Below are 24,222 nucleotides of genomic sequence, written 5' to 3' on the forward strand. Positions count from 1 at the left end.
CTGGGTGCCTTTTTAGGTGGAGAATGCGGGTATATGGAGGCCTAACCCAAACTTTAAGGTAAAGAAAATGGCAGATTACAACGTAAGCATGCGCGACCTTCTTCAAGCAGGCGCACACTTCGGTCACCAAACACGTTTTTGGAATCCAAAAATGCGCGAATACATCTTCGGCGCGCGCAACAAAATTCACATCATCAACCTTGAGCACACTGTTCCTGCGTTAAATGATGCTTTGAACTTTGCTAACAACTTGGCTAGCAAAAAGAACAAAGTTTTGTTCGTTGGTACAAAACGTGCAGCTTCTGCAATCATCCGTGAACAAGCTCAACGTGCAGGTCAACCATATGTTGATCACCGCTGGTTGGGTGGTATGTTGACTAACTGGAAAACTCTTCGCCAGTCAATCAACCGTCTAAAAGACCTTCAAACTCAATCTACTGACGGTACTTTCGCTAAACTTACTAAACGTGAAGCTTTAGAACGTACTCGTGAGATGGAAAAACTTGAGCGCGCTTTAGGCGGTGTGAAAAACATGGGTGGTTTACCTGACGCATTATTCGTAATCGATGTTGATCACGAAGCAATTGCAATTAAAGAAGCTAAAAACCTTGGTATTCCTGTTATCGGTATCGTTGATACAAACTCTAACCCAGACAACGTAGACTACGTTATCCCTGGTAACGACGATGCGATCCGTGCAGTTACTCTTTACGCTTCTGCTATGGCTGATGCGATTCTTGCTGGTAAAGAATATGCTCAATCACAAGCAAATGCACAAGCTAAAGGCGAAGAAGCTCCTGCTTCTGAGGCTTAATGCGTTTGACGTAAGCTTGTCATTTTTGCGACACGTGATGGTGGCAAAGTAAGCGTCATGTATGCAGACGGCCCAAGAGACAGCTCTGGGCCGTTTCTGTTCTAAAAAGAATTCATTTTCTACCGTATTTAGGAGATTAACATGACTGCAGTTACAGCAAGCATGGTTAAAGAATTGCGCGATCGTACTGGTCTTGCAATGATGGAATGTAAAAAAGCATTAACAGAAGCGGGCGGTGACATCGAATTAGCGATCGACAACCTTCGTAAATCTGGTCAAGCTAAAGCTGCTAAAAAAGCGGGTAACATTGCTGCTGACGGCGCGATCACTATCGCTCAAGAAGGCAACAAAGCAATCCTTGTAGAAGTTAACTGTCAAACTGACTTCGTTGCTAAAGACGAAAACTTTGCTGGTTTCTCTGCTAAAGTTGCTGCTGCTGCGCTTGCTGCTGGTGTAACTGACGTTGCTCAAATTGCTGAATTGAAACTTGAAGATGGTGCTACTGTAGAAGAAGCTCGTATCGCGCTTGTTCAAAAAATCGGTGAAAACATCCAAGTGCGTCGTGCTCAAATCGTTGAAGGCGACAACCTTGCAGTTTACAAACACGGTTTAAAAATCGGTGTTGTAGTTGCATACGCTGGTGATGCTGAAACTGGTAAAGGTTTGGCTATGCACATCGCTGCATTCAACCCAGTTGCTGTAAACGAAGCTGGCGTTTCTGCTGAACTTATCGCTAAAGAAAAAGAAATTGCTGAAGCGAAAGCAATTGAATCTGGTAAACCAGCAAACATCGTTGAAAAAATGGTAACTGGTTCAGTTCAGAAATACTTGAACGAAGTTGTTCTTGAGAACCAAATGTACGTTATCGACAACGATAAGAAAGTTGCAGAAGTTCTTAAAGCAACTGGTACTACTGTTGCTAACTTCGTACGTTTCGAAGTTGGTGAAGGTATTGAGAAAAAAGCTGAACTTTCTTTCGCTGAAGAAGTTGCTGCTGCTCAAGCTGCTGCAAAATAATCTCTGATTATTTGTAGAAAAAAGCCCTCGTTTTAGAGGGCTTTTTTTATGGCTGTCGCTTTACTGATTTCAAAGCTATTTAAACTTTATATTGTGTACATTGTTGTTCACAGATTCTATTTTTATCAATTTTAATGACTATAATGAGTTGAAAATTTAGATTTAAACTATCTTATGGCAAACAAAACAAACTTAACCATCGGCGGAATTATTGTTGCGCTTGCAGCAGCTTATTTCGGAATCGATTTACAACAACAAAAAACTGCACCAGTTCAGACGACAGCTGAACAAAACTCACAGCCACAAATAGAACCAGTACAACCCGCAGATGCTCAACAAAAAGGGCAGAGTGCTGAAGATATCATTGCGCATGCATTTAAAAGTAAACTCAGTAATGTTCAGGTTGAAGGTGCAGGTCAAGTGAAAGCGGTACTACGAGATGATAATGAAGGTAGTCGCCATCAAAAGTTCATTTTGACCTTAAATAATGGTCAAACGCTTTTGGTCGCGCATAATATCGATCTTGCTCCACGAATTGACGACTTGCAAAAAGGCGATACAGTTCAATTTTACGGTGAATACGAATATTCAGATAAGGGAGGTGTGATGCACTGGACACATCACGATCCGAATGGACGTCATCAGGATGGTTGGTTAAAGCATCAAGGTAAAACCTATCAATAAAAATCACGTAGTCATTTTTAACTTTAGTCATTTAAATGATCATGATTCAGATGAAGCTATCAACATAAAATTGGATTAACCATATTGAGTAAAAGCCAGTGTTTAAACACTGGCTTTTTGGATGTATAAATAGAAAAAATGATTGGAAATACCAGAGATAAATACACCTATAAACAATAGGGTTTTAAGCATCGAATATGAAGAAAACCGATGTGGAAGAAGTGAAAAAGAGATCTATGAAATTAATCATGCTTTAAATGCTCTTTATTTGCGATTTATGGCGTGCTTTCCAATTACCAAGTACTTTGCCTGAAAATGTATCTAAACACCAAATAGGGCCAATGAGGAGGAATTGGAGATCTTTGAAAAAAGAGGGCTTTTTACCTTCAATTTTATGGCCATAAAATTGACCAATCCATGCGAATACAAAGAGCGTGATATAAAAGCCATATCCAACTGGTAACACCCAAATTAGCCATGCCATGATTAACGTTAACGCGGCCATTGCAACAGCAAGGACAATGTCTAAACGTGCGTAAAAGATAAATGCTAAAGCAAGTAAGACAGCAGTAAGTAGCGCGCTAAAATGCGCCAATATGCCAATGATTGAAAAATAAATCGTGGGTACGCAAATCCAGTGAATCATTTTATTGGTTTTATTTTGATGACTTTCGCTGTATTCATCAAACCATTCGTTGATTGTTTTCATGATAGTCCTTAATCATGGGGAAGGACTTCAATATAAACAAGAATGCGGGAAGGGTCAAAATCAGGATTACTGATGATTTGAAAGGCTAAGAGGCTTCAAATAAAAAACCACGCTAGGCGTGGTCTGTTAACTGCAGTCACTTCATTGGAGAATTAAGAATTTGGACCGTCTACGCGTTCAATGCTCACATTTGCAGTACCTGCACTGGTAATACCCAATTGCTTAGCAGCACCATAAGATAAATCAAGAACACGGTTACCATGGAATGGACCACGGTCATTTACTTTCACCACGACGCTTTTACCATTATTGCGATTCGTAACACGAATAAAGCAATTAAGTGGCAGGCTACGATGTGCTGCTGTAAGTGCGTTCATGTCAAACGTTTCACCGCTTGCTGTTTTACGACCGTGGAATTGACGACCGTACCAAGAAGCAGTACCTGTTTGAGTGAACTTACGAACAGTATTCGATGCAACAGTATTTAACTTTTCAATCACTGAAGGCTCATCTTCAGGAATTTCGATTTTAGCAGCGATTGTTTGACGACGAATTTTATCGCCAGAACGCTCAGTGATTGAAAGGCTACTTAAATTCGTAAAGTTTGAATTGAAGCTTTGAGCTTCTTTATTCAATACACGAGCTGCAAGACGAGAGTTGTCATTATCATGATTGAATGATGACGACTGAACCATCTCAGCTTGTGACTGACTTAGCGCAACTGCCGTGGCAACCGCTAAGGCATATTTAATAATTGATGACTGCATTGTTTATCTCCCAATGGCATATTTACTGGTTCAACTAAGTCGCTGATATCCATGTAAACACGTCTGATATTTCACTTTTGCAACTACATTTAACGAGATGGATAATATTCATGCCATCAATAGGCTGTCTAGTGTTTAATTAAAATACTTTGAAAATGTCTAAAAAATTAACAATAGTTGGTTAAAAAATAATCAATAATGTAACAAGGTGTGTGAAATGACGATTAAATGCTCATTTTAATGAAAATATTTGTTGACTTTTTTCTATATAGGAAATAACCAGTCTTATCGACTGGTAACTTCAGTGCCTAAAAGCCATAGCGCAGTCGCATACATACGGCTTTTGTTATAGGTTGTAATGACCTGAAAATTTGGATAAGTGATGTAATAAATTGGTCCATAACTATCTTGCAATTGGATGACATTGACCAAATCGAGATCATCGATTTTTACTAATGGATTCATAGGGGTTACACCTTGAGCCTTGAGTACACCATATGGTGTTGGCTGGTTTAAATCCTTTGCAATAATAGCATCTGGGTTGTTTCCACTGTACCGAGCAGCAAAAGCAATTGGTTGATTACGCTGCCAACCATAATTTGCTAGATAATTTGCAATTGAACCAATGGCATCGACAGCCGAATTACGCAGGTCAACATGACCATTGCCATCGTAGTCCACACCAAATTTTGGAATGTTACTTGGCATAAATTGAGGATAACCCACAGCACCTGCATATGAACCGACGACAGAGTTGGTTGGAACACCGTCTTTATATGACCAAGCAATCAGTGCAGCGAGTTCATCTTGGAAATATTGCGCACGACGTTCATAGCCAAAACCAAGGGTCGCCAAAGCATCACGGGTGATAAAATTACCTTTATTGCTGCCATAGCCTGTTTCAACACCCAAAATGCCTAAAATCACGGATTGAGGCACACCAAATTGTTGTTCTGCACGATTTAAAGTGTCGGCATATTGATTTTTGAAGCGAACGCCGCGTTGAATTGTACTTTCAGCTAAAAAGTTGGTTTTGTATTGGTACCAAGGCTTTGATTCGCCAGGTCTATTCATAATGCTAATAATGTTGGGTAGGTTTTTACTGCCTTGCATTGCCCAATCAATTTGATTTTCACTCAGACCATAGGTTTGCATTGCATTTTGTTTAAAGCTTGCATATGCCGGATGAGATTGGAAGTCGTTAGCCTGACAAAAACTGGTCAGTGAAATTGAACCGGCCATAATGGCAATATGTGATAGTTTTTTATAAAAATTTCGATTTAGCATAAATAAAAAATTTCCAGTTGCTTTAGCGATGAGTATGAACAAAATTTCGAGGGGAAAAGATCCTGAAAATTGTGATGACCTTCTGGTTTCATAGCTCATTAAAGGTAAACGTTACCAATAGCAACTAAGATACCACTGACAGCGCATGCTTTCATAAATAGATATACAAAAAAAGACAAAGCAAAGGGTTTTTTAGCAGTTAACATATTGAAAAGTGACATATTCATTTACATAACTTGCAAATATTCACAAATCATTTGAAATAAAGATGACTCTAAAACCCATGCGTCATAAAAACGCAGAACGAGTAAACTTTATCGCGTTGCGAAATACTGTTTAGAAGCTACAAAAGTTGCAATGTTATATCTAAAAATAAAGGGACAGGATTAAAAAGGTACCGGTCTAAAACACCCATATGCAAGCAGTGTTTTATTCATTACATAGTTTTTGTTCGCCAGCGCTTCAATGCTGTTGAAAACGTCGCTATATAGTAGAAATATAGACTGAATGATAAAAAAGAAAGAGATTGAATCTTAAAATGGACGCATTGAAATTTAAGCCAAAATGACGGCTCACATTAAAATATGATCTATATTCAGGTTCTTCCTGTTCTTTGTAGATTTTTAAAAATTGTGGATATCAATGTACTGTCTTTCTTTTAATAAAAATCTGTTCAATTCTAGAACTGTGTTTGCATGACTATATAGTCATTGTATCGGGATTCGATTTTATGCATTTAACCATAAAAAAACCTAGCTGAAGCTAGGTTTTGACGAAAAGCGAGATTTATTTGTTAAACATCGCATCATGTGCTTCTGCAAGGGCACCTAGCTCTTCTTTAGTCAGATTTGGGAAAATCTTATCAATTGCAATATGAATAGCTTTAATCACAGCAGAAGAACCGATATCGGCTGCTTTACGTTTAATCATGCCTAAATCGAGAGTTTTATTAAAATCATTCATAAAATGACGCACTGCAGCTTCAGCAAACTGTTTATACAGTTCACCAAAAGCAGCTTTATTGATATCTGCGCCCGATTTAATTTCCGCATAACTATTTTTAAGGTTAGTGACTAGTCCTGCATCTAAGCTTAGACCTACACGATGAGCGCCGACTGTGTCCTGAAATAAACTTCGTTCTGAAAATTCAATGGATTGTTTCACCACATCATTCGGAGATTTACCCAGTAGCTGCTTTAACAATACAGCGACTGTTGATTTGACATAGCCAGCCAGTTTTTCTGCTGTGTCGCGCTTGTCGCTTGCAGGAAACAGATGAACAGGAGCTAATATAGTTGCACCAATGATTTCTTCATTAATCAGCAAAGCTGTTTTATCACGTAAAGGATAAAGTGGTTCACTCGAATTTTTTTTCGCGTGACCAGTTTGGATACTGCTTAGAAGTTCCTCAGAAGGAATAAAACCAAAAAATGGCATCACTAACCTCAATTTTTTTATTGTCGCGCCAATCGAATGGGGCGAGGCATCCATGTTAAATCCGATACACGACAAGGGTTGATATCCAATCCACCACGGCGTGTATAGGCAGCATATACCATCAGCTGACTTGGTTTTAAATGTTGCCAAATATCGGCAAACATTTGCTCCACACATTGTTCGTGGAAACCATTATGCTGACGGTAAGAAATAATATAAGCCAGAATACTACGATAACAAGGCTTAGTGCCTTTATACCGTATAAATACCGTTCCCCAATCAGGTTGACCCGTGACTGGACAGTTACTTCTTAATAAATGTGAATAAAGTTGAATTTCAACTTCATCTTGCGCTGCATCTTCATCTAACGAGAGTAAATCTGCATTTGGATGATTTTCTAACTGGGAGGGTTCTAAGTCATCAATACAGATGCCTTGTGGTTTTGAAATTTCAACATCATCAACATGAAAAAGATCAATAGTCACAGCAGCATTGGCTGCTGCCGATAAGTCTTTTTCAACGGTTGCTTTAAACGCTGCCTGAGAATCAAATTTGGTAAAGTTCATACTATTAAAGTAGAGCTTTAAAGATTTCGATTCGATCAGATTGTCTGTACTTGCAGGCAAAGTTAAACGGCCAATAGCGACTTGAGGCACACCTGAAGCATTTAACCAAGAAATTTCAAAAACATGCCACCAGTCTTTACCTTGGCGGATGCCTTCCACATGGGCATATTGTTCACGTGCAGTGGCACGTGCAATCGGAAACAGAATATCGGGTTGATATTCTGTTGGGTAGTTGGTGTCTTTACCTAAAAGGGATTGTTCTACACTCATTATTCACGCATTCCTGAACCACGAGAAAGTAAATGATACGCCACGCCATAAAGTACAACGCAACATGCAGTAATAACTGTCAGTGAAATGCCGACATTCACATCGCTATGGCCCAAAATACCGTAGCGGAAAGCATTGACCATATACACGACAGGGTTGATTAAAGAGAGATTTTGCCAAAAAGGACTCAGTGATGAGATGGCATAGAAAACACCGCCTAAATAAGTCAGCGGAGTCAGGACGAAAGTCGGGATAATCGAAATGTCGTCAAAAGATTTTGCATAAACAGCATTAATAAATCCGCCAAGAGAAAACAGCAGAGAAGTAATGAGAACTGTATATATAGTTACGAAGATATTGGTTAGGTGTAATTCAGTAAAAAATAGGCTCATCGCAGTGACAATAAAGCCCACTAAAACACCACGGCATACACCACCGATCACATAACCCCAAAGCACCATGTGTAATGGCACCGGGCTCATGATTAATTCTTCGATGCTTTTTTGAAATTTTGCACTAAAGAAACTTGATGCCACATTGGCATAGCTGTTGGTAATGACTGCCATCATAATTAAGCCGGGTACGATGAACTGCATGTAGCTAAAACCGCCCATTTGCCCAATGCGTGAACCGACTAAATTACCGAAAATCACAAAGTACAAACTCATGGTGATCGCCGGTGGGAGAAGGGTTTGCGGCCAAATACGCATGAAACGGCGAATTTCTTTATACACTAAGGTGTAGAGGGCAATACACAGTTGGTTAAAATTCATTGTGCTGCACCTTCAAGATTTTTTTCGACCATACGGACAAAAAGTTCTTCTAGTCGGTTAGATTTATTACGCATACTACGAACCTGAATACCTTGAGATTCCATGAGTTGGAATAGATCATTTAAGGTATGGGCTTTATCCATAGTGACCTCTAAAGTGACGGGGTCAACTAAGTTGAAACGAACACCAATAATTTCAATATGGACCGGTTCAATGGGTTCGGCTAAATCGAAAATAAAGGTTTCTTCATTCAATTGACTGAGGAAACCTTTCATGCTGGTATCTTCTTTAATCACACCACGGTCAATAATTGCGATTCGACGGCACAACATTTCTGCTTCTTCTAAATAGTGTGTCGTTAAAATAATAGACGTGCCTTTTTCGTTCATTTCAGTGAGGAAATCCCACATCGAACGACGTAGCTCAATATCAACACCAGCAGTTGGCTCATCTAAAATCAGCAGTTTAGGTTCATGCATCATGGCACGAGCGATCATTAAACGACGTTTCATACCGCCCGATAGCATACGTGCTTGGGTACTGCGTTTCTCCCAAAGGCCAAGTTTTTCTAAATATTCCTCGGCACGTTTCTCTGCAATCTTTTTGGGAATACCGTAATAGCCAGCTTGAGTCACTAAAATATCAAATGTTTTTTCAAATTGACCAAAGTTAAATTCTTGAGGGACAACACCCAAACACTGCTTTGCATGTGAGGGATGGGTATCTAAATTATGACCAAAGATTTCAACAGAACCAGAAGTTTTACGGGTAAGTGAACTGATAATACTAATCGTGGTAGATTTTCCTGCACCATTGGGACCTAAAAGTGCATAAAACTCACCTTTGGGTACTGTTAAATCAATACCTTTAAGCGCCTGAAACCCATTTTTATAGGTTTTTGACAGCTGCTTTAACGTTAGTGCATCAGTCATAAATAATTCACTCTATAAATAGTGTGAGTATTGTGCGATATCGGGGCAAATAAACCAAGTAAATCGTATGGAATTCTGCATTTTAAAAATAGAACGTTGTATAAAGCTTAAGCAGAAAAAAGCCTAACATCTATATAGTTGCTTTACCTTACAGTTTTTTTTGTTATGATGTGCGCAATCCAAAATAAGCGCTCATAGCTCAACTGGATAGAGTACAGGTCTCCGAAGCCTGTGGCGTGGGTTCGAGTCCCGCTGAGCGCACCATTTTTTAGTTTTGATTGTTTAACTAAATTTTGCAAATCAACTGCTTTTTTTATATCTCTATTTCTATTCATCCCAATCAATTTCAAAAAACAATATTGATGTATCTTTTTCCAAACACATAAATTTCAAAATATTTCTCAATCTTTTTATTGAAAGTTAAAAGTGATACAAAACTTTAAATTGAAAGCTTATAAATAGTGGCAATAGTAATTTCACTGTATTTATATCTGCATCTAAATGAAAAGAATCTATTGAAAACACGATTATAAAAGTCATGCACCAAAATAGTGGAGCTTGGAAACTTAATAGAACACTTATCGTTTTGTATTGCCTAAATAAAATAGGAAAACGATTGGTGTTTTAGTATTAACATACTGAAAAATAACAAAAAATTAATTTTGGCATAATGTGTGCAATACAGTATTCAAACTTGGATACAAGAATGAGCACATCAATGAACCCAATAAAAACTTTAGGCTGGACTTTAGCGGAATGGAAAGCGGGCTACGCAAACAACACACTTCAACTTGAAGACTTATATGCCTTGGTCGAGCAATTTGACCATCCAGATCCAGCATGGATTTCCATTGCATCTATAGAGCAATTAACTGCACAGGTTGACGCTTTAAAACAAATTGAAAATGCGACTGCCTTACCTTTGTTTGGTGTGCCTATTGCAGTGAAAGACAATATTGATGTGGCAGGCTTTGCGTCAACGGCTGCGTTTAAATTATTTACTGAAATTAAAACTGAAGATGCCTATGTGGTACAACGCTTAAAACAAGCGGGTGCGATTATTGTAGGCAAAACCAATTTAGATCAATTTGCCACAGGATTGGTCGGTACACGTTCACCATTTGGTGCAGTGCCAAATACTTTTAATCCTGACTATGTAAGCGGTGGTTCAAGCTCTGGTTCAGGCAGTGTGGTGGCGCGTGGTTTAGTCCCGATTGCACTCGGTACAGATACAGCAGGCTCAGGACGAATTCCCGCAGCATTTAATAATATTGTTGGTTTAAAACCGACCAAAGGTCGCTTTTCAAATACAGGCTTATTGCCTGCGTGTAAAAGCTTAGATTGCATTTCAATTTTTGCCTTAACCGTCGCTGATGCGACTGCTGTGGCAGATGTTATGGAAGGTTTTGATGTAAGCGACAGCTATTCACGTGTGAATCCTGCAACAGCGCCTGCAACGTTCAGCGCACAATTAAAGTTAGCCATTCCAAAACAATTAGAATTTTTTGGCGATGCTCAATCGGCGGATGCATTTCAGCAAGCACTGACTAAATTAAAAAACTTAGGCGCAGAACTGACAGAAATTGATTTCAGCGCTTTTAGTCAATTGGCGAGCCAACTTTACCAAGGGTCATGGGTCGCAGAGCGTACGGCAGCCGTAGCTGAAATTTTAGACAGCCATGCAGATGACTTTGATCCAACAGTTTTAGAAATTATTCAAAAAGGGCAGCAGTACACTGCGGTGGATGCTTATAACGCCGAATATTTAAAGCAAGATTTGGCACGCCAAATTCAGCAAACCTTAGCGCAATTTGATGCTTTAGTGGTGCCAAGTTCGCCAACCATTCACACACTGGCTGAAATGGCAGAAGCGCCAATTGAAAATAATAGCCACTTTGGCACCTATACCAACTTTACTAATTTAGCTGACCTCAGTGCCATCGCTGTTCCTGCAGGCTTTCGTGCCGACGGGCTGCCTTTTGGAATCACATTCATTGCACCGGCTTGGCACGATACGGCTTTAGCAAACTTTGCAGAAAAATGGCAAAACCATCTGAAATTACCACTCGGTGCAGTAGCGAAAACATTGCCTGAAAAAGCTTCAGTCATTTCTGCACCATCTGCACAGCATTTTCGCGTTGCAGTCGTAGGCGCACATCTCACAGGTATGCCACTCAATTTCCAACTGACAACACGTCAAGCCGTGCATGTCGAAACCACAACCACTTCTGCTGATTATGCCCTCTATGCACTGCCGGGCACTGTACCGCCGAAACCAGGTTTAGCACGTCAGGAATCGGGTCAAAAAATTATTGTCGAGCTTTGGGATATTCCAAAAGCACGCTTTGGTGAATTTGTTGCTGAAATTCCAACACCACTTGGTATGGGCAATGTCGAGCTTGCCGATGGACGTTGGGTGAAAGGCTTTATTTGTGAACCTTATGGCCTAAACGGTGCAAAAAATATCAGTGAATTTGGCGGCTGGCGCGCCTATATCCAATCACTGCAAGCAACAACAGCAAAATCAAATTAAAAAATTCGGGGAAATAATCATGTTTAAAACAGTGTTAATTGCAAACCGTGGTGAAATTGCTGTTCGTGCGATTCGTACATTAAAGAAACTCGGTGTTCAGTCGGTTGCCGTGTACTCAGAGACAGACCGTTATGCACAGCATGTCTTAGATGCAGATGTAGCGGTTTCACTTGAAGGTGTTAAACCTGCAGAAACTTATTTAAGTATTGAAAAATTGATTCAAGCAGCCAAACAAACCGGCGCTGAAGCGATTTTCCCAGGTTATGGTTTTTTATCTGAAAGTGCCGACTTTGCCCGTGCATGTGAGGAAAATGGTATCGCCTTTATGGGGCCAACGGCTGAACAAATTTTAGAGTTTGGTTTGAAGCATCGTGCACGTGAATTGGCGGCTGCAGCCAATGTACCTATGACACCGGGCACAGGTTTATTGGCAAGTTTGGATGAAGCGCTCGCATCTGCTGCAGAGATTGGCTATCCCATCATGCTGAAAAGTACTGCGGGTGGTGGCGGGATTGGTTTAACGCGCTGTGATGATGAACAATCATTAAAAGATGCGTATGAAAGTGTAAAGCGTCTAGGAGAGCAGTTCTTTAAAGATGCGGGTGTGTTTCTTGAACGTTTTGTCGATAAAGCCCGTCACGTAGAAGTACAAATTTTTGGTGATGGTTTAGGTCAAGTCGTTGCTTTTGGTGAGCGTGATTGTTCCTTGCAGCGCCGTAACCAAAAAGTCGTTGAGGAAACACCTGCACCGCATTTACCAGAAGCGACCCGTCAAAAATTGCACCGTGCTGCCGTAGAGCTCGGTCAATTGGTGAAATACCGCAGCGCGGGCACGGTTGAGTTTATCTATGATGCTGCCCGTGATGAAGTGTATTTCCTTGAAGTGAATACCCGTTTGCAGGTTGAACATCCAGTCACTGAAATGGTGACAGGATTAGATCTGATTGAATGCATGCTCAAAGTGGCAGCAGGTGATGCTTTGGACTGGGAAAAACTCAGCAATATTCAGCCCAATGGCGCTGCCATTGAAGTGCGAATTTATGCGGAAGACCCAGTGAAAAACTTCCAGCCAAGTCCGGGTGTACTCACGGATGTGTATTTCCCTGAAGACATCCGTGTGGATACGTGGGTATCTACAGGCACTGAAATTTCACAATATTTTGACCCGATGATTGCCAAAATTATTGTGCATGCAGCAGACCGAGACAGTGCGATTGCTAAGCTAAAAACAGCCTTGGCTGAAACCCGCCTGAATGGCATCAGTACCAACTTAGACTATGCGCATACCGTAGTGTCCGATGCACGCTTTGAAAATATGCAAATCTGGACACGTCTGCTGGATGATTTTAAATATGTGCCAAATGTAATTGAAGTGCTGCAACCGGGAACGCAAAGTACGATTCAAGACTATCCGGGGCGTGTGGGCTATTGGGATATTGGTGTACCGCCATCAGGCCCAATGGACGATTATGCATTTCAGTTGGCTAATCAAGTTGTCGGTAATCCAAAATCGGCAGCAGGTTTTGAGTTTACCTTACAAGGGCCAAGTCTTAAATTTCATGCCGATAGTATCGTAGCCCTTGCAGGTGCGCCATGCAGCGCGACTCTAGATGGCGTGAATATAGACTTTTGGCAGCCTATCAGTATCAAAGCCGGGCAAACTTTGGCGCTCGGACAAGTTGAATCGGGTTGCCGTACTTATCTTGCAATCCGCAATGGGTTAAATGTACCTGAATATCTAGGCAGCCGTTCAACCTTTGCATTGGGTAATTTTGGCGGTCATGCAGGACGAGTGCTGCGTGCAGGCGACATGATTAAAATGGTTAATCCAAGCCTGCCTTTAGATGGATTGGAAGTTGCTACAGCATCACCACAAGCTTTGGCAGCAGAGCGTATTCCAAGCTATGGCAAAGAATGGAAAATTGGCGTGCTGTATGGTCCGCATGGTGCACCAGATTTCTTTAAACCTGAATATATTGAAGAATTTTTTGCTTCAACATGGAATGTACACTTTAACTCAAACCGTTTAGGTATTCGCCTAACAGGCCCGACACCAAGCTGGGCACGTGAAAATGGCGGTGAAGCAGGTTTGCATCCATCCAATGTGCATGACTGTGAATATGCCATTGGTGCAATTAACTTCACTGGTGATTTCCCCGTGATTTTGGCGAAAGATGGCCCAAGCCTTGGTGGCTTTGTTTGCCCAGTCACCATTGCCAAAGCAGAACTTTGGAAGATTGGTCAACTTAAGGCAGATGACAGCATCAGTTTCTATCCGATGAGTGTGGAACAAGCCAATGCCTTGGAAGTTCAGCAAATTGCCGATATCCAAAACTTTGCTCAAGCACCTGAAAACTCAGAGGTGGCAAATTTTGAATGTAAGCCTGAAGGGATATTGGCTGTGCGTGAAGCTGATGCACATGCGCCAAAAGCGGTGTACCGTCAGGCAGGTGACAGTTACATCTTGCTTGAATATGGCGAAAACGTCCTCGATTTGGCTTTACGCTTACGTGTCTATCGTTTGATGCAGCTGATTCGTGAAGCGAACATTGATGGCATCTTAGAGCTTTCTCCAGGTGTGCGTTCACTGCAAATTAAATATGATGGATTGCGTTTCAGCCAAGCGAATTTGATCCAGTTTTTATTGGGACTCGAAAATGAGATGGGCGATTTGAGCCAAATCAAAATTCCATCACGAATTATTCACTTGCCGATGGCATTTGAGGATTCGGCCACTTTAGGGGCTGTAGAACGTTATCAAGAAAGTGTCTGTGCAAAAGCGCCTTGGTTGCCAAATAACGTCGATTTCATTCAGCGCATTAATGGCTTAGACAGCCGTGAGCAAGTCAAAGACATCATTTTCGATGCCAATTACTTGATTTTAGGTTTGGGCGATGTGTATTTAACTGCACCTTGTGCTGTGCCAATTGATCCACGCCATCGTTTACTCAGCTCGAAATATAACCCTGCACGTACGTTTACCGCAGAAGGCACAGTTGGTATTGGTGGAATGTACATGTGTATCTATGGCATGGACTCACCAGGCGGTTATCAATTGATTGGTCGTACCTTGCCTATTTGGAATAAGTTTAAAAAGAACAAGCAGTTTAGCGATCAGCAATGGTTCTTACGTTTCTTTGACCAAATTAAATATTATGAAGTGACTGAAGCTGAACTGGATCAATTCCGTGCCGACTTTGCCAATGGTGTGGCTGAAATCAAAATTGAAGAAACAGAGTTTGATTTTGCAGCTTATCAAGCCTTTTTAGAAACAGAGAAAGACAGTATTGCCGAATTTAAAGCACAGCAGCAGCAGGCATTTACAACTGAAGTTGAACGCTGGAAAGATGAGTTCGATGCACCTGCGGAAATGGAAATCCTGCAAGATGATACCGACTATAGCCAATTTGCAGCCTTGAATGCGTCGATGACTGGCAACATTTGGAAAATTTTTGTCGAAGCTGGACAGTCTGTGAAGAAAGGCGATACTGTAGCCATTATTGAAGCGATGAAAATGGAGCTTCCAGTCTATGCCGATGATGACGGTATCGTGAAAGCGATTATTTGCCGTGCAGGACAAACGGTACATAGCGGTGAGCCGCTGGTTTATATGGAATAAATATGACCTCAGCCATTGTTGGGAAAAGCTCAGACAACTTGTCTGAGCTGGTTTTCCAAAAAATAAAAAACGATATTTTTGATTTCCAGCTCAAACCGGGCGCACGTTTTACCGAATCTGAAATTGCCGAGTTGTATGAAGTGAGCCGTACACCCGTACGTCAGGCTTTATACCGTTTACAGCAAGCTGGCTATGTAAGAGTACATTTTCGTAGCGGTTGGGAGGTGAAGCCGCTGAACTTTAAAGCTTATGAAGAACTGTATGATTTAAGGATTTTGCTGGAGTGCTATGCCATTGAGCAACTTTGTAAAATGGAATCAACTCAGCTCAAACTGGCTTTACAAGACTTAGTAAATGTGTGGTGTATTCCGCCTGAGCAGTTTTTGCATGATTTAAAAACTTTATCGATGCAAGATGAAGCATTTCACTGCCAATTGGTTGAGGCAATCGGTAATAGTGAAATGGCGAAAGTGCATCGGGATGTCAGTGAAAAAATCCGTATTATTCGACGTTTAGACTTTTCTAAAGATTATCGAATAGAAGCCACTTATGCAGAGCATCAACAGATTTTACAATTGATCCTTGGACATAATGTGACAGTGGCATTGGAGAAAATGCGCAGCCATATTCAGCAAAGTAAAAAAGAGGTGAAAAAAATTACTTTGGAAATGTTGGCACGAATGGCATAGAAGTATTTTCAAAAGATCTAGCTCACGATAAGCCACGGTAGTGTATTTTACGAGTCAATCTGTGTCGTTCAAGTAGCGCTTAGAGCTACAAATATCTGTATTCATTGGTTAATATGATGGAGAAAAATAAAAAAGACCACGAAGGGGAGATTCTTTATTTCAACTTTAGAAAACGCGATTTCTTTGGCGACTGAACGCCATTTCGGACAAGTCGATAAAGCGGGTCAAGCTTATATTCAGCATCCACTTCGTGTGATGCAAAATGTGCAACATCCCGACGCTAAAATCGTCGCTGTATTACATGACATTTTAGAAGATACAGAGACAACGACGGATGAGCTTCATGCTTTAGGTTTTCAAGCCCATATTATCGACGCAATACAGGCACTGACTAAAACAACAGGTGAGAACCGATTTCAAGCTGCGCAGCGTACTGCTAAAAATGCAATAGCGTGTGAAGTGAAACTCAGTGATTTACACGACAATATGGATTTGTCTCGCTTAACTTTGGTCACAGCAAAAGATCGACGTCGTTATCAACAATATTTAAAAGTTAAACGTAGATTAGATCGTGCTCGGAGCGTCCATTTACATCTGATCGAATTAAATCTAACAACAGATTATCCGAGATTTCAATTTCAAAGTTCACAGCAAAATTTTCAGTATCTGCTCAATGCGATGTTTGATCTAGAGCATTCATTAGGTGGCATTCAGATTGGAAGTCCACAGGAATGGTGGATTTTATTTGAAGATGTCAGTGCATATTTTGCATATTGCCAAAGAATGGGAGTGGTTCCCAAGCAGGCAATATTCTTAAATTTAATTTTAACCATAGATCGAGACTATTTCGGGGGCATCTTTCAAACTGAACAAGATCGGCAATTATTTGCCTCTATGTTTTGCGTCTTTATGCAAAATCATTTTTATCGCGTGGAAACTGAAGGCTGATTAGATAGATTGCATCAGCAATAGAATAAAATCACCTTTGATTGATGAATTTTATCTAGATAATTAGATGCTGAGTGTCATTTAAGAATATCTCGAAATGCTTGATTTCGAGACTTTTAAAGTGATTCCATCCATTGACATCTCCAATAAAACATTTGGCCATGCTTGCTGAACCTTATGCCTCAATCCTACATGGCATCATGGTGGCTGCAGGATTTATCATTCCAACTTTGGTGTTGATGTGGTTGTATCAACGCAGTGAACGCCTAAGCCAAGCGGCATAAAAAAAGCCCTCACATTTGAGGGCTTTTTCGTTATTTTACTTCGGGTAAATCAAACCAAATCACTTGAGCATCTTCAAGCGCTTCAATTTTGCTAGCTTCTAGAAAGGCGATTGCGCCACCAGCTTCAACGGTATGTTCAGCAATTTTCACTGAGCCTGAAATGACATGCACATAGTTAATGTGTTGTGTTGCTTCAATGTCTAAAGATTGACCTTTAGAAATGACTGCTGTTTTCACTTCAGCTTGTTGGCGAATATGCATCGGTGCATTGTCATTCGGTCCAACAATTAAATGCCATTGATTGGGTTGATCACGTGGATCGCATTTAATTTGTTGATAGGTCGGCTCTGCATCACGTTCGTTTGGAATGATCCAAATTTGCAATAAATGAACATCTTCATCACCTTGGTTCATTTCACTGTGACGAACACCAGTTCCCGCGCTCATCAGCTGCCATTCACCCGCAGAAATGCCACCATGGTTGCCCATGCTGTCTTTATGCGTAATGGTGCCTTTTAACACACAGGTCAAAATTTCCATGTTGTCATGTGGGTGTTGACCAAAACCTTCATGTGCTGCAATTAAGTCATCATTAATTACACGAAGCGCACTAACGCCCATGTATTTCGGGTCATACCAGTTACCAAAAGAAAAGCTGTGTTTAGACTCAAGCCAGCCCATTTTTACGTGACCACGGTTTTCACTTGGATGTAAAAAAGCATTCATGGCATTCATCCTTATCTTAATTATTGAACATATGCCTATTTTAGGATTGAACTAAATAGTGATATATAGTTTTTTAGCGACAATTCATCCTATTTTTGCAACGCTCAGCCAAGATAGAGTTTTTTGTTATACATAAAGGCGCAACTATAAAAAAAGCCTGCACGAAGCAGGCTTTTTTAAATATGACTAAAATTATTCTAAGAATTTAACAGTCACACCAGATTTCACTTTCTTACCTAAATCATTTGCATCCCAGTTAGTCAAACGAATACAACCGTGTGATGCTGTTTTAGAGATAGCAGATGGGTTCGGTGTACCGTGAATACCGAATGATTTTTTGCTCAAGCCAATCCAGATATTACCAACAGGACCATTTGGACCAGGTGGTAAAGACAATGGTTTTCTGTTGTTGCCTTGAACAAAGTTAGAAGGTGAGTAGCTGTACCAAGGATTTGGTGCAACACCTGTAACTTTGTATGTACCTGTAGGTGATGGCGTATCTGAACTACCAATCGTTGCAGGGAATGAACCGATCATTTGGTTGCGGCTATTAAACAAGTAAAGTTGTTTCGCGCCTTTATGTGCAACGATTAAGTGAATATCTTCAGGAACTTCGTTACGAATATTCGCAACTAAGATTTTTTCACCAGCTTTTTTAAATGTCGCTTTTGGATTCAACTTTTTCAAAAAGTCTTCGTCCATGTGGAATTTTTCACCCAACATTTCAGTCACACGTGTGTAGTACAAGCCTTTCATTTTTGCTTGTAATGCATAGTCGTGTGGAATTGATGCTGCATAAGGACCTTTCAAGTCTGCATCAGTCAACGTGTATTCAATGAATGCAGGTTTAGAACCTTGTTTCGCAATCAGCGCATCCCAAGTTTCTTTAGTTAAAGTCCCTGTAGGTTTCAACCCATTCATTTGTTGGAATGAAGCGATCGCCTTTAGGGTATTTTTACCACTGGTACCATCAATTGCACCCGGTGAAGCATGTGCATTATTGAGCATGACATGCGCACGTGCATAAACAGGGAATTGACCTTTACCAATGTTGTCATACCACTGAGCATTATTTAGGTCATTTAAACCCCAAGCAACTTTGGCAGCAGGCGAAGTTGGTGTTGGAGTTGTAGCAGTCGCTGTAGCAGGTGCAGCACCGATGTCGGCTTTAACATCTTCTGATTGTTGCAAGCTGTCTAAAGTTTGCGATGCTTGGTTCAGATCTTCTTGTTCTTGAGCGCTAATCTGGCTAGTTGCAGATGAAGCTTCAGTCGCTAACGGATCAATGGGATCCTGAACTGCAACATTAGTCACTTTTTTTGGCGTTAATGGTTGTTCAGCAGTAGATGCGGCAATAGCTGTACCAGCAAATATGCAACTTAGGCTCAGTGCGAGCATGGTGCGAACGAACATGTAATTCAACCTTAAGAATTATTCATTTACTGTGTATTAAAAACTGGCTAAGTATTACAGAAAAAAAGTGGAGATGCAGTAGTTGTTTTGTGTAAATATCATTTTTGGTACTCAACATGATCGGTTTTTAAATGCTTGAGAAGTTATTATATTTACAACCTTTTTGATATGATGATGTGAATATCGAATTAAGTTGGGAAAGTGAATGACGACCTTAAAAAATGATCGTTTCTTGCGTGCCTTATTACGTGAACCGGTAGATGCCACTCCGGTTTGGATGATGCGTCAGGCTGGCCGTTATTTACCAGAGTATCGTGAAACACGTGCAAAAGCGGGTGATTTCCTATCCCTTTGTAAAAATACAGAATTTGCTTGTGAAGTTACTTTACAACCTTTGCGTCGTTATGACTTAGACGCAGCCATTTTATTTTCAGACATTTTGACTGTACCTGATGCGTTGGGTTTAGGACTGTATTTTGAAGCAGGTGAAGGTCCGAAGTTTCATAAAACTGTACGTACCGAACAAGATGTACTGAATTTACCTAAGTTTAATGCCAAATCTGACCTAGATTATGTCATGAATGCAGTGACTACGATTCGTTCAGCGTTGGGCGGACAAGTTCCTTTGATTGGCTTCTCAGGCAGTCCTTGGACACTGGCAACCTATATGGTGGAAGGCGGTTCAAGCAAAGATTTCCGTTTTACGAAACAAATGATGTATGCACAACCTGAAGTGCTGCATGCCTTATTAGACCGTTTGGCTGTGGCGGTGACTGAATATCTCAATGCGCAGATTGATGCAGGTGCCCAAGCCGTACAAATCTTTGATAGTTGGGGTGGGGCATTAGCACACCGTGAATACATCGAATTTTCACTAAACTACATGCAAAAAATCGTGGCAGGTTTACAGCGTGAAAAAGATGGACGCAAGGTTCCTGTGATTTTGTTTACCAAAGGTGGTGGTCAATGGTTAGAGCCAATGATTGCAACGGGTGCAGATGCCTTTGGTTTAGATTGGACTACGCCATTAAATGTGGCGCGTCAAACAGTTGCAGGCCGTGCAGCATTGCAAGGCAACTTAGACCCAGCAACATTGTATGGTTCGCCTGAAGCGATTGCGAAAGCGACGCGTGCCATGTTAGATGATGCATATGCCAACGGTGAAAAAACTGGTTATGTGGCGAACTTAGGCCATGGTATTACCCAGTGGGTAGATCCAACCAATCCGAAAGCCTTTATTGATACGGTACACGAATATAGTGCCAAGTATTTATAAGGCTTTAGGGAAATTGGTTTAGGATTCAACCGTGGTCAAGATGATAAAATCATGTTTTGAGTTCTCTTATAAGGCAGCTTCGGCTGCCTTATTTGGGATATTACTGCTGATCGCTTTTGCATTCACTGCAGCAATGGGAAGTCAGGAATATTTTGGCTTTTTCCGTTATGACTATTTATTGTTTTATGCACTGATCATTCAAGTGTGTTTACTCTGCTTAAAACTCGAGTCTTGGGCGGAAGCCAAAGTCATAGCACTGTTTCATATCCTTGCAATGGGGATGGAAATATTTCTGACCCATCCACATATTGCCTCATGGCAATATCCGCAGCCTGCGATTTTCAAATTGCTGACTGTGCCATTGTTTGCAGGTTTCATGTATTCGGCGGTGGGGAGTTTCTTTGCACGTTCGTTACGTCTATATCAGGTGTCGTTCAGTAACTTACCGCGTTTTGGCAATATGCTGTGCTTAGCCGTTTTGTCATATCTTAATTTTATGACCAAATTTTTTGTGCCAGATATTCGTATATTTTTGTTTGCTTGGAGTGTGGTGATCTTTTGGAAAACTAAGCTCAGTTTTCAATTACAAAATTATGTGATTCAGTTGCCGATGTTACCAGTACTGTTGATTTTGGCATTTTTGATTTGGATCGCAGAAAATATCAGTACTTTCTATCAAATTTGGTTATATCCAAGTCAGGTCGATGCATGGCATATGGTCGGTTGGGGGAAACTCGGTTCTTGGTATTTGTTGCTATTACTCAGTTTGGTTTTAGTGCTCAAAATTCTTGGAAAACGTGATGAAAATGGTACTTGGTTGCTCAAAAAATAGTGAAAAAGAACGTATTATTTTTAGCCAAAAGTTTTAGATGAAAATGTTTTGCCTTATCTGAAAGATCAAGTTAATCTACAGGTGTGTAATCAAAATTACACATGTTTTAATAATTAAAAACAATGGAATAAAATTCCCTGGAGAAGTGCCATGTTAAAAAAATTAGCTTTAGTTGCAGTCGTTGCACTAGGTTCTACAGCTGCTTTTGCTGACCGTGACGTAGGTTGTGGTGTTGGTTCTCAAGTTTGGGCTGGTCAATCAGGTAAAATTCCTAAAATTTTAGCTGCGACTACCAACGGTATTTTTACTAACCAGTTACTTGGTATTACTTTTGGTACTTTAGGTTGTAGCGGTACTGGTACAGTGACTGCTCAAGCGGTAACATTTACCAATGAAAATGCTGAATCACTTGCTCGTGATATGGCGGTTGGTCAAGGTGAGAGCCTGAATGTTTTGGCTGAGCTTTTAAACATCCAATCAACAGATAAAGCACGTTTCTTTGCTGTGTCTAAAGCAAATTTTGCTGAAATCTATTCAGCTGAAAACCAGTCTTCTCTACAAGTACTTGCTTCATTACAAAGCGTAATGGCGAAAGATGAAGTACTTAAAGCATACGTTTAATCGATGCTTTCAAAACCCTGTCTCTCGGCAGGGTTTTTTATTATCTAAAATATATAAAAATGGATTTGAATATAACTGAATGAAATCAACTGCTTTATTTTGTACCTTTATGATTCCGAGCATCTTATATGCTCAGCAAGTTGTAGATCCAAACCTCTCTAAAACCGTAGAGCTACAGCGATATATTGAACTTGCACAATCAAAAAAACTGTCTGAACACATCAGTTGGCAACGACTTTTATATACAGATCATAAAGGACAAAGTGAAGTTGCTTTTTCAGGTTACTTTCTAGCTGAAAATGGCCGTCAAAATGCCCAAGCCGAATTAGAGGCAGATGTCGCTGCACTGTTTCAAACCGCCGAACATAATCAAGCCTTTCGTTGTCGTTTCCCTGCGCGTAGTCAGTGGTTGATGCAAGAATTATCCATCCGTTCAGAGCAGTTACCAGTAGTGAGTTGCCCTGAGTTTGATGAATGGTTTGGGAAAATTAAGCCGTATAAAGCGACATTAATTTACGCCACAGACTTTATGGGGAATCCAAGTTCTATGTTTGGACATACCTTGTTGCGTCTCGATCCGAAAGATCAGAAAGAGCTAAATTTGGTGTCCTATGCCATTAACTATGCAGCGACAGTTGCAGGTGAAGATAACTGGTCTTATGCATGGAAAGGCTTAACAGGACAGTATCCTGGTGAATATTCCTTGATGCCGTACTACCGAAAGGTGAAAGAATATGGTGATTTTGAAAGTCGTGATTTGTGGGAATATGAGCTAGCACTGACCGAGCAAGAAACCAGTTATTTGGTTAAACATCTTTGGGAAATGCAAAATGTCAGTTTTCCCTATTATTTTGCCAGTGATAACTGTGCATATCGATTATTGGGCTTAATGGATTTGGTTCGCCCGACACTGAATTTAACCGAAAAATTTAAAGTCGCTTCCATTCCTGTTGAAACGATTAAAGCGATCAATGATGAACAACTGATTCAAGCAGCGGTGTATCGTCCTGCATTAGAAACGCAGCTTTTATCACAAGCGCAGCAACATGGATATCGTTTAGCACGTGAAGCGCATAAGCTCGCTGAAATTGAACCTGCGATGATGTCGACAGCACTCGCTCAGTTTAATGAAGCAGAGCAAGCGAAAATATTAGAAATGGCGTATGACCATCTGTATTTATTGCTGATTGGTCGAAAGGTGAGTGCGGAAGAAACGCAGCCTAAATTGCGTCAAATCTTGGCCTTACGTAGCCAATCTTCACAACCGAAACAACGGACTGAACCTAAGCAGCCAAGTCTAGACCCTGTCAATGGACATCATGCGCGAAATTTTTCAGCTACCGTGGGTGAAGTTCAAGGTGAAAAATATATCGAACTCGGTCATCGTCAGGCTTATCATGATTTGATCGATCCGCAAGGTGGCTTTCGGATTGGTACGCAGTTGATGTTTTGGGATGGCTCGATCCAATATCGTGACGAACAATTCAAGATCAATCATTTTGATTTTTTATCGGTCAATTCTTACAACCCAATCACGCCATTTAAAACACCACTAACTTGGGGTTTTAATTTTGGCTGGCAGCAAGTGTCTGTAGATGCAGGTCAATTTAGTGAAACGAAACAACATGGTGTAGCTGAATTAAAAGCTCAATCTGGATATAGCTGGGCCAATCAGGAACGCACACATTTGTGTTATGTGCAGTCTCAAATGCAGGTGCAGGGCGGCAAGTCACTCGATCAGGGATGGCGAGTTGGACTTGGGCCGACACTGGGTTGTCAAAATATTTGGTCTGAACGATTCAACAGTCTAGTGCAGGCAGAGCTTCCGTATTGGGAAGATGTACATCAGTGGAATCTGAAACTCGATGCTGAATTACAATATATCGTCAACCAACAAAATGCCTTAAGACTAGGTTATGAATACCAGCAGCAAGATGATCAAGCTTGGAATAAATTGAAATTGAGTTATGTATTTTTCTATTAATTTTTAAGATAGATAAAATGTGAAATATCAAATAAATTTGT

At 40.6% G+C, this 24,222-nt stretch carries 20 protein-coding genes, 1 tRNA gene and 1 pseudogene; 13 read left to right on the forward strand and 9 right to left on the reverse strand.

Annotated elements, in window-relative coordinates; all coding sequences use genetic code 11:
* Positions 1 to 67 precede the first annotated feature (67 nt).
* The 3 genes from rpsB (at position 68) to FTU77_RS04905 (ending at position 2,515) form a co-directional block, all read left to right on the forward strand.
* Positions 68 to 814: a 30S ribosomal protein S2 gene (rpsB, locus tag FTU77_RS04895; protein ID WP_078190314.1), complete on the forward strand. Its 747-nt coding sequence runs from the start codon at positions 68 to 70 to the stop codon at positions 812 to 814.
* Positions 815 to 955: 141 nt separating this feature from the next.
* Positions 956 to 1,831: a translation elongation factor Ts gene (tsf, locus tag FTU77_RS04900; RefSeq protein ID WP_078190313.1), complete on the forward strand. Its 876-nt coding sequence runs from the start codon at positions 956 to 958 to the stop codon at positions 1,829 to 1,831.
* A gap of 174 nt (positions 1,832 to 2,005) precedes the next feature.
* Entirely contained in the window at positions 2,006 to 2,515 is a 510-nt protein-coding gene (locus tag FTU77_RS04905) for a DUF3465 domain-containing protein (RefSeq protein WP_168378020.1), read from the forward strand.
* Between the two features lie 253 nt (positions 2,516 to 2,768).
* On the opposite strand, the gene FTU77_RS04910 is transcribed toward FTU77_RS04905, so the two are convergent.
* From FTU77_RS04910 to FTU77_RS04940, 7 genes are all read right to left on the reverse strand, one after another.
* Complete coding sequence (locus FTU77_RS04910) at positions 2,769 to 3,224, reverse strand: DUF962 domain-containing protein (RefSeq protein WP_180054989.1); 456 nt, start codon at positions 3,222 to 3,224, stop codon at positions 2,769 to 2,771.
* Between the two features lie 152 nt (positions 3,225 to 3,376).
* Positions 3,377 to 3,991, reverse strand: a complete 615-nt coding sequence (locus FTU77_RS04915) for a septal ring lytic transglycosylase RlpA family protein (RefSeq protein WP_078190310.1) — start codon at positions 3,989 to 3,991, stop codon at positions 3,377 to 3,379.
* Positions 3,992 to 4,276: 285 nt separating this feature from the next.
* Entirely contained in the window at positions 4,277 to 5,278 is a 1,002-nt protein-coding gene (gene mltB, locus FTU77_RS04920; RefSeq protein ID WP_078191987.1) for a lytic murein transglycosylase B, read from the reverse strand.
* Between the two features lie 786 nt (positions 5,279 to 6,064).
* Positions 6,065 to 6,715 (reverse strand): hypothetical protein, encoded by a 651-nt coding sequence (locus FTU77_RS04925; RefSeq protein WP_180054991.1) that lies wholly within the window; start codon positions 6,713 to 6,715, stop codon positions 6,065 to 6,067.
* 17 nt (positions 6,716 to 6,732) lie between these two features.
* Positions 6,733 to 7,551 carry an NADPH-dependent 7-cyano-7-deazaguanine reductase QueF gene (gene queF / locus FTU77_RS04930; RefSeq protein WP_180054993.1) on the reverse strand — a complete coding sequence of 273 codons (819 nt, stop codon included), beginning with the start codon at positions 7,549 to 7,551 and terminating at the stop codon, positions 6,733 to 6,735.
* Positions 7,551 to 8,324, reverse strand: coding sequence for an ABC transporter permease (locus FTU77_RS04935; protein WP_180054995.1), 774 nt, complete (start codon positions 8,322 to 8,324; stop codon positions 7,551 to 7,553). Before FTU77_RS04935 ends, queF begins: the two co-directional genes overlap by 1 nt.
* On the reverse strand, positions 8,321 to 9,256 hold the full coding sequence (locus tag FTU77_RS04940) for an ABC transporter ATP-binding protein (protein ID WP_180054998.1): 936 nt from the start codon (positions 9,254 to 9,256) through the stop codon (positions 8,321 to 8,323). Before FTU77_RS04940 ends, FTU77_RS04935 begins: the two co-directional genes overlap by 4 nt.
* Positions 9,257 to 9,444: 188 nt before the next feature.
* Between FTU77_RS04940 and FTU77_RS04945 the strand changes: the two genes are divergently transcribed.
* The 6 genes and pseudogenes from FTU77_RS04945 to FTU77_RS04970 all read left to right on the forward strand — a co-directional run bounded on the left by FTU77_RS04945 (position 9,445) and on the right by FTU77_RS04970 (position 17,329).
* Positions 9,445 to 9,520: transfer RNA gene (locus FTU77_RS04945), tRNA-Arg, on the forward strand.
* Between the two features lie 454 nt (positions 9,521 to 9,974).
* Complete coding sequence (gene atzF, locus FTU77_RS04950) at positions 9,975 to 11,789, forward strand: allophanate hydrolase (RefSeq protein ID WP_180055194.1); 1,815 nt, start codon at positions 9,975 to 9,977, stop codon at positions 11,787 to 11,789.
* Between the two features lie 19 nt (positions 11,790 to 11,808).
* Positions 11,809 to 15,408, forward strand: coding sequence for an urea carboxylase (gene uca, locus FTU77_RS04955; RefSeq protein ID WP_180055000.1), 3,600 nt, complete (start codon positions 11,809 to 11,811; stop codon positions 15,406 to 15,408).
* Positions 15,409 to 15,410: 2 nt separating this feature from the next.
* Positions 15,411 to 16,097 (forward strand): GntR family transcriptional regulator, encoded by a 687-nt coding sequence (locus FTU77_RS04960; protein WP_180055001.1) that lies wholly within the window; start codon positions 15,411 to 15,413, stop codon positions 16,095 to 16,097.
* Positions 16,098 to 16,253: 156 nt separating this feature from the next.
* Positions 16,254 to 16,655, forward strand: a pseudogene (locus FTU77_RS04965) (guanosine-3',5'-bis(diphosphate) 3'-pyrophosphohydrolase); the annotation flags it as partial.
* Between the two features lie 524 nt (positions 16,656 to 17,179).
* Complete coding sequence (locus FTU77_RS04970) at positions 17,180 to 17,329, forward strand: hypothetical protein (RefSeq protein ID WP_180055003.1); 150 nt, start codon at positions 17,180 to 17,182, stop codon at positions 17,327 to 17,329.
* Between the two features lie 30 nt (positions 17,330 to 17,359).
* On the opposite strand, the gene FTU77_RS04975 is transcribed toward FTU77_RS04970, so the two are convergent.
* The gene (locus tag FTU77_RS04975) at positions 17,360 to 18,055 is read right to left on the reverse strand and encodes a pirin-like bicupin family protein (protein ID WP_180055005.1); all 696 of its coding nucleotides are present in this window, start codon (positions 18,053 to 18,055) and stop codon (positions 17,360 to 17,362) included.
* A gap of 192 nt (positions 18,056 to 18,247) precedes the next feature.
* The gene (locus FTU77_RS04980; protein WP_180055007.1) at positions 18,248 to 19,468 is read right to left on the reverse strand and encodes a L,D-transpeptidase; all 1,221 of its coding nucleotides are present in this window, start codon (positions 19,466 to 19,468) and stop codon (positions 18,248 to 18,250) included.
* A gap of 205 nt (positions 19,469 to 19,673) precedes the next feature.
* Between FTU77_RS04980 and hemE the strand changes: the two genes are divergently transcribed.
* From hemE to FTU77_RS05000, 4 genes are all read left to right on the forward strand, one after another.
* Positions 19,674 to 20,744: a uroporphyrinogen decarboxylase gene (gene hemE / locus FTU77_RS04985; RefSeq protein WP_180055009.1), complete on the forward strand. Its 1,071-nt coding sequence runs from the start codon at positions 19,674 to 19,676 to the stop codon at positions 20,742 to 20,744.
* 40 nt (positions 20,745 to 20,784) lie between these two features.
* On the forward strand, positions 20,785 to 21,576 hold the full coding sequence (locus FTU77_RS04990; protein WP_180055196.1) for a DUF817 family protein: 792 nt from the start codon (positions 20,785 to 20,787) through the stop codon (positions 21,574 to 21,576).
* A gap of 150 nt (positions 21,577 to 21,726) precedes the next feature.
* Positions 21,727 to 22,197, forward strand: coding sequence for a DUF3015 family protein (locus tag FTU77_RS04995; protein WP_078190276.1), 471 nt, complete (start codon positions 21,727 to 21,729; stop codon positions 22,195 to 22,197).
* A 109-nt stretch (positions 22,198 to 22,306) separates the two neighbouring features.
* Entirely contained in the window at positions 22,307 to 24,181 is a 1,875-nt protein-coding gene (locus FTU77_RS05000; protein WP_257223580.1) for a DUF4105 domain-containing protein, read from the forward strand.
* The last annotated feature ends 41 nt before the right edge of the window (positions 24,182 to 24,222 follow it).

The organism is Acinetobacter sp. YH12142 (assembly GCF_013418435.1).
GTDB classification, from domain to species: Bacteria; Pseudomonadota; Gammaproteobacteria; order Pseudomonadales; family Moraxellaceae; genus Acinetobacter; species Acinetobacter amyesii.